Below are 274 nucleotides of genomic sequence, written 5' to 3' on the forward strand. Positions count from 1 at the left end.
ATTTATCATGTCAGTGTTCGCTTAACTTGCTAGCATGATGCTAATTTCGTGGCATGGCGAAAATCCGTAGATCTGAAGAGACCTGCGGTTCTTTTTATATAGAGCGTAAATACATTCAATACCTTTTAAAGTATTCTTTGCTGTATTGATACTTTGATACCTTGTCTTTCTTACTTTAATATGACGGTGATCTTGCTCAAAGAGGATTTTCAGATGTAACGATGTACGTTAACATGAATAATTTAGTTTCTCATGATTTAAGTAAAAATCAAAT

General features: G+C 32.8%; 1 pseudogene. It reads right to left on the bottom strand.

From position 1 onward, the window contains the following. Positions 1-21: 21 nt before the first annotated feature. Positions 22-207: pseudogene (locus FS742_RS27215) on the bottom strand (IS6 family transposase); the annotation flags it as partial. Between the last annotated feature and the right edge of the window lie 67 nt (positions 208-274).

The sequence above is a fragment of the Bacillus cereus genome, from assembly GCF_007678085.1.
Classification (GTDB): Bacteria; Bacillota; Bacilli; order Bacillales; family Bacillaceae_G; genus Bacillus_A; species Bacillus_A cereus_BE.